Origin of the sequence: Streptomyces sp. SID3343 (assembly GCF_009865215.1) — a bacterium.
GTDB lineage: Bacteria > Actinomycetota > Actinomycetes > Streptomycetales > Streptomycetaceae > Embleya.
In genome coordinates this window covers 1-5950 of sequence record NZ_WWJX01001137.1, presented here as the reverse complement: position 1 = coordinate 5950, position 5950 = coordinate 1, and the positions used below count along the sequence as shown (strand labels likewise).

At 71.1% G+C, this 5950-nt stretch carries 5 protein-coding genes and 2 pseudogenes; 4 read left to right on the top strand and 3 right to left on the bottom strand.

Features of this window, described 5'->3' with window-relative positions; all coding sequences use genetic code 11:
• Positions 1-347: pseudogene (locus GT354_RS35910) on the bottom strand (ThiF family adenylyltransferase); the annotation flags it as partial.
• Between the two features lie 296 nt (positions 348-643).
• On the opposite strand from GT354_RS35910, the pseudogene GT354_RS35905 reads away from it, so the two are divergent.
• From GT354_RS35905 to GT354_RS35890, 4 genes and pseudogenes are all read left to right on the top strand, one after another.
• A pseudogene (locus GT354_RS35905) lies at positions 644-1177 on the top strand (M48 family metallopeptidase); the annotation flags it as partial.
• Between the two features lie 443 nt (positions 1178-1620).
• Positions 1621-3483, top strand: a complete 1863-nt coding sequence (locus GT354_RS35900) for a TerD family protein (RefSeq protein ID WP_161360574.1) — start codon at positions 1621-1623, stop codon at positions 3481-3483.
• A gap of 7 nt (positions 3484-3490) precedes the next feature.
• Positions 3491-4177 (top strand): AIM24 family protein, encoded by a 687-nt coding sequence (locus tag GT354_RS35895; protein ID WP_161360573.1) that lies wholly within the window; start codon positions 3491-3493, stop codon positions 4175-4177.
• A gap of 22 nt (positions 4178-4199) precedes the next feature.
• A complete protein-coding gene (locus tag GT354_RS35890) occupies positions 4200-4952 on the top strand; it encodes an AIM24 family protein (protein ID WP_161360572.1) in 753 nt (250 codons plus the stop codon).
• Positions 4953-5074: 122 nt separating this feature from the next.
• Here the strand turns inward: GT354_RS35890 and GT354_RS35885 are convergent, their stop codons facing one another.
• Together GT354_RS35885 and GT354_RS35880 are read right to left on the bottom strand one after the other, a co-directional pair.
• Positions 5075-5605: an NUDIX hydrolase gene (locus GT354_RS35885; RefSeq protein WP_161360571.1), complete on the bottom strand. Its 531-nt coding sequence runs from the start codon at positions 5603-5605 to the stop codon at positions 5075-5077.
• A partial coding sequence (locus GT354_RS35880) for a zinc-dependent metalloprotease (protein WP_161360570.1) occupies positions 5602-5950 on the bottom strand: 349 nt, incomplete at its 5' end. The genes GT354_RS35885 and GT354_RS35880, both read right to left, overlap by 4 nt.

Below are 5950 nucleotides of genomic sequence, written 5' to 3'. Positions count from 1 at the left end.
CTGCCGCGGACGAGGGCCAGCGAGGTCAGGTCGGGCCCGAGCCGGGCCCGCTCGTGTGGCAGCGTCGGCACCGGGGTCGGCCGGCCCGACGCGTCCTCCAACACGCCCTCGGCCGCCAGCAGGTCGAGCACCGCCGCGGCCGCGGCCCGATCCAGCCCCACCCGGTCGGCCGACTCCCAGGTCTGCGCGAGATCGCGGGTGCCGTCGAGCAGTTCCACGAACCGCGTGGTGGCCGGGTCGAGCCCGACCAACAGGACCGCCCGGTTCGGGTCGAGGCCCAGTTGCAGGGTCTCCCGGTCGCGCCACAACCGACGCAGGGCGGGCTTGAGCAGCGGGCGCATGGACACGGACCTCCGGCGGGCGTGGACGGACGCGAAAGCGGGCGCGGACGCGACCGAAGAGCCGGTGCGCGCCTTGCCGCTCGACACCCCACCGTGCCCGGCCACGCACCGATGGTGCGTTTCTTCGTCCACAGGAGCCGTATGACGATGCTATTTGCGGTGATGGCGATTAAGTGCCGACATGCGGTGATCCGGAGTAATCGAACGAATACCGCTTATGCCCGCTCGAATCAGGGCGGAAATAACCTTCGCCGGCCCGAAGCACCGACGCCCTGTCGGTGCCGTCGGTTAACGTCCTGGTTGTGGTCGCCGATCCCGGGGCGGGACGCTCAACGCTGTCCGAAGCCTCCTACGAGGGTGCCGTCGAGGTGCGCAGAAGCGCCCGACGGAGCCGAACCGTGTCGGCCTACCGGGACGGAGACCGGACCGTGGTCCTGCTCCCCGCCCGCATGTCGCAGGTCGAGGAGAAACGCTGGATCGCGGTGATGCTGGAGCGGCTGGCCGCCCAGGAGCGCCGGCGCCGGCCCAGTGACGAGGATCTCGTCGGCCGGGCCCGAGCGTTGTCCGCCCGCTATCTCGACGGCCGGGCCGAGCCCGCGAGCGTGCGCTGGGTGGGCAATCAGAACACCAGGTGGGGATCGTGCACGCCGATCGACGCCACCATCAGATTGTCGAGTCGACTGCGCGGCATGCCCGCGTATGTCGTCGACTACGTATTGCTGCACGAGCTCGCGCATTTGCTCGTGCCCGGTCACGGACCGCGATTTTGGACATTGCTCGCGGCCTATCCACGCACCGAGCGGGCGCGCGGATATCTGGAGGGCGTCGCCGCGGCGAGCGGCCTGCCGATGAGCGACGACGACGACGTCGCGCCGGTCGAGCGACCGCCGGCCGAGCCGGATGCCGAGACCGACCTCCCGACCCGCGGGCGAGCCGCCGCGGCAGCCAACCGCAGCGAGCGCAAGGGCACGGCCGCTGCGGACGGTACCCGGGCCGGAACAACGCGCGACCGGGCCAAGCGACAACCGCGTCGGTAGGACGTACGGGGTCCGCACAGGTCGTCGCGGCGCCGCAATCCGACGTATAGCGTGAGGCGCGAACGCATCCGGGAACCGGTCGTGGGGCAGCGCTCGTCGGGAAGCACAGGCGGGTGATCGGCCGAGACGCCGTGCCCGAACCGGGGCGGGATCCGATGTTGTAGCGTGCCGTCCGCGGCGGGGACCCAGGTGGTGGGCAGCCCGCGCCGCCGGCGGCGGAAAAGCGGGGAAGGAGCCACACAGTGGTCGAGTTCAGGAAGGGACAGAAGTCCAAGCTGTCCGACCTGACCGCGGGAACCGATCTGTACGTCGGTGTGCACCTCGACGGCCCCGGGCTGACGTTCGATATCAGCTGCTTCGGGCTGGACGCGGGCGAGCAACTGTCCGACGACCGGTACTTCATCTTCTTCAACCAGCCGAAGTCCCCCGAGGAGTCGATCCAACTCCTGGGTGCGCAGGCCGGTGACACCGAGTCGTTCCGGGTCACGCTCGACCGGGTCCCCCCGCAGGTCAACAAACTCGCGTTCACCGCGACGATCGACGGCGACGGAGTCATGTCGCAGGTCGGCTCCGGCTATGTGCGGATCGTGGCGGGCGGCCAGGAGGTCGCCCGATACGCCTTCACCGGGCGCGAGTTCAGCACCGAGCGCGCGGTGATGATCGCCGACATCTACAAGAAGGACGTCTGGCGCTTCTCCGCCGTCGGACAGGGCTTCGACGGCGGCCTGCGCGCGCTGCTGGAGAACTTCGGCGGCGAGGTCGCCGAGGACGAGCCGGAAGAGGCGCCGAAGCCGGCCCCCGTGCCGCCCGGTGGCGTGCCCGGCTTCGGCCCGCCGCCCGGTGGGCAGACGCCGCCGCAGCAGACGGCACCCTCGTTCGGCCCGCCCGGAGGCGGCCCGCCGCAGCAGCCTGCTCCGCCGCAGCAGCCCGCCCCGAACTTCGGCCCGCCGCCGGGTGCGCCCCAGCCGGTCGGCACGCTGCCGTCGCAGGGCATCCCGCCGCAGGGCACGCCCCCGCCCGGGGCGCCCGGAGGCTACCCGCCGCCGCCCGGCCCCGGCCAGTACAACGAACCGCCGCCGTACAACCCGCAAGGCCCCCCGCCCGGCGCGCCCGGAGGCTATCCGCCGCCGCCCGGCCCGGGCCAGTACAACGAGCCGCCCCCGTACAACCCGCAGGGCACGCCGCCGCACGGCGCCCCCGGGGGCTACCCGCCGCCGCCCGGCCCGCCCGGTCCCGGAGGCTATCCGCCGCCCGGTCCCGGCGGTCACCCCGGTCAGATGCAGCCGACCCTGCAGATGCCCGTGCCCGGCGGCCCGCCCGGCCCGCCGCAGGGCCCCGGGATGCCGCAGCACGGCATGCAACAGCCCGGCATGCCGCAGCAGCCGGGCATGCACCAGCCCGGGATGCCACAGCCGGGGATGCAGGGCGTCGGGGTCGCGTCAGCCGACCCCGCCTTCCAGTACGGCATCGACCAGTTCCGCGAGGCCCCGGCCGGCGGTCGCTGGACCCAGCAGAACGCGAAAATGGTCCGTGTCGACGTCAGCGGCGGCAAGGTCATCGCCCGCCAGGGCGTCATGGTCGCCTACCAGGGCGACGTGAAGTTCAAGTTCCAGGGCCAGAGCCTGCGCAGCCGACACGACAATCGGCAGACCGGTCAGTCCTTCGAATTGATGCGCTGCGAAGGCAACGGCGAGGTGTTCTTCGCCGAGGACGCCGCCAACCTGCACCTGGTCGAACTCCAGGGCAACAAGCTGTTCGTCAACGTGGCGAACGTGCTCGCGTTCGACGAGGGCCTGACCATCGAGCCGGCCCGCATCGAGGGCCAAGGCATCCCCGGCGGCGCCCTGTTCGCCCAGACCTTCACCGGTCAGGGCACCGTGGTCGTCAAGACCCAGGGCATTCCGCTCGTGCTGCCGGTACAGGGCCCGACCTTCGCCGACAGCAACGCGATCGTGGCGTGGACCGACATGGACGTGTCCACGACCACCCAGATGCGGCTGCGCCGCACGGCGTTCCCCGGTCACAGCGGCGAGACGGTCAACCTGCAGTTCCGGTGTCCGCCCGGCAACAACAACTTCATCGTCGTCCAGCCCTACGAGGTGTGAGGGGAACATGGATCAGAACATGATCGCCGCGTACGGGCAGACGGCCCCCACGGCGCGGATGGGCCCGCACGGCAACAAGATCTGCCGGGTCAACATCCAACCCGGCGCCCCCGGCGTGCTCGCCAAACAGGGCTCGATGATCGCGTACGAGGGCTACATCCGATTCCAGGGAGTCGGTCAGGGAGCCCGTCGCCGGGTGAGCAGCGGGGTGACCGGCGAGCGGATGAGCCTGATGAGCTGTACCGGACAGGGCGACCTCTACCTCGCCGACTACGGCGCCGACGTGGCCATCCTCCAGCTCAAAGAGGGCGAAGGCCTGTCGGTCAACGGGAGCAACATCCTTGCGTTCGACGACCACCTGACCCATCAGATCAAGATGGTCAGCGGGGTCACCGCCAAGTTCAGCGGCAACGGTCTGTACAACATGGAGCTCTCCGGCCAGGGCTGGGTGGCCATCACCACGCGCGGTGCCCCGGTCGTGCTCAACCCGGCCGAGCGCGAGACCTATGTCGACCCGGACGCGTTGGTCGCCTGGAGCACGAGCCTCAAGGTCGGCACCAAGCGCTCGATGCGCCTGGGCGGCATCGTGGGTCGCGGTTCCGGCGAGGCCATGCAGGTGTCCTTCAAGGGCAACGGCTTCGTGGTCGTGCAGCCGGCCGAGGACGCCACCGACCGTTTCCACGTCCGCGGCTGACCGCGAGCGAAGGAGGATCACGATGCAGAGCTCGCTTTTCGGCCACGCACCTCAGCAGACGGCCGAGCGATTCAGTCTTCAGAACCCGCACATGCTCAAGGTCCAACTCGGCAACGGACAGCCCGACCACTGCTTGGCCCGAGTCGGCTCGATGGTCGCCTACCAGGGCGCGATCGACTTCGACGGGAACATGCGCGGTGGCGCGGAGCAGCGGGCCGCCAGGGCGACCGGCGAACAACTCAACCTGATGCGCGCGCAAGGCACCGGGACGATGTGGCTGGCCAACATGGCCCAGTCCATCCACGTGCTCGACCTCGACTTCGAGGGACTGTGCGTGGACGGGCAATACGTGCTCGCCCTGGACAGCTCGCTGAGCTGGAACGTGGTGGCGATCGAGAGCGCGCAGGAGGTCGCCGGCGCCGGGTCGTACAACCTCGACATCAGCGGCAGCGGCAAGGTCGCGATCATGACGTCGGGCAAGCCGCTGGTCATGCGGGTCCAGGGCGGCGAGGCGTTCGCGGACGCCGACGCGGTGGTCGCGTGGAGCAGCCGGTTGCAGATCAGCATGCAGGCGCAGACCACCTCGCAACGCATCTACAGCCGGCGCCGGGGCACCGGCGAAAGCTGGGACATGGTCTTCAGAGGCGAAGGCTACGTCGTGGTCCAGCCCAGCGAACTGCTTCCGCCCCCCGACTTCATCACCGCCAGTGGCCTCATGGGCAGCCGTGGCCTCGGTGCGCAGGGCGGCGTGCGGGGCAACACCTGGGGTTCGTAGCACTCGTCACCGAGCCGCGCACACCCGCACCCGTGCGCCGCACCCGAAGAAGGGGCATCCGACCAATCGTCCGGTCGGGTGCCCCTTCGTCGTCTTCGGTGCTGTCGGCCGCCTCCGGCGGCTCAGACCAGCCCGCGGGCCCGGCCCACGAGCGCGCGGACCGAGTCGTCGGTCCCGCTCGGCAGCGCGTCGAACGCGAACCACTGGAGATCGAGCGACTCCTCGCTGATCAGCTCGGTCGCACCGGCGGGAGCCAGGGCCACGTATTGCACGTCCAGGTGCACCGCGCACGGGGTGTCGTGCCGGTCCAGCCCCACCGGGGCGCCGGCCGCGAGCAGGGTCAGGCCCGGGATGCCCGACTCCTCGGTCGCCTCGCGCAGCGCCGCACCGGCCAGCGTCGCGTCACCCGGCTCGCAGTGGCCGCCGGTCTGGAGCCACTTGCGGATCCGGGCGTGCAAAGTGAGCAGCACGCGCTCGCCGACCGGGTCGACGACCAGCGCACTGGCCGTCACGTGCGCCTCGCGGCACGCCCTGAGCAGACCGTCGTCGTGCCGGGCGAGGTGGTCCAGGTAGCCCCGGCGCAGCCGCTCCTGACGGTCGTCGAGCGCATCCCACTCGGACAGCACGTCGACCGCGTCGCGGTGCAGGCTCACGCCTGGGGGCCCTTCTTGCCCAGGTCGGGGCCACCCTCGCCCTCGCCCTTGTCCTCGTCCTCGGGCTCGACCCGGTCGCTCTTTTCGTCGACGTCGCTCTTGGTCTCCAGGCTGTCCAGGTCGGCGTCCAGCTCCGCGTCGAGGCCGGACAGGTCCAGCTCGGCGTGGTGCACGAAGCCGTCCGGGTCGTCCAGGTCGTCGGCGGTCGGCAGCAGGTCGGGGTGCTGCCACACCGCGTCGCGGCCGTCGACACCACGCGCGTCGGCGAGCGAGGCCCACAGTCGCGACGCGTCGCGCAGACGCCGGGGCCGCAGCTCCAGGCCGACCAGCGTCGCGAACGTCTGC

Coding starts and splice junctions, on each gene's coding strand:
- GT354_RS35890 (WP_161360572.1), top strand. CDS start 4,200: ATGCAGAGCTCGCTTTTCGGCCACGCACCTCAGCAGACGGCCGAGCGA.
- GT354_RS35895 (WP_161360573.1), top strand. CDS start 3,491: ATGGATCAGAACATGATCGCCGCGTACGGGCAGACGGCCCCCACGGCG.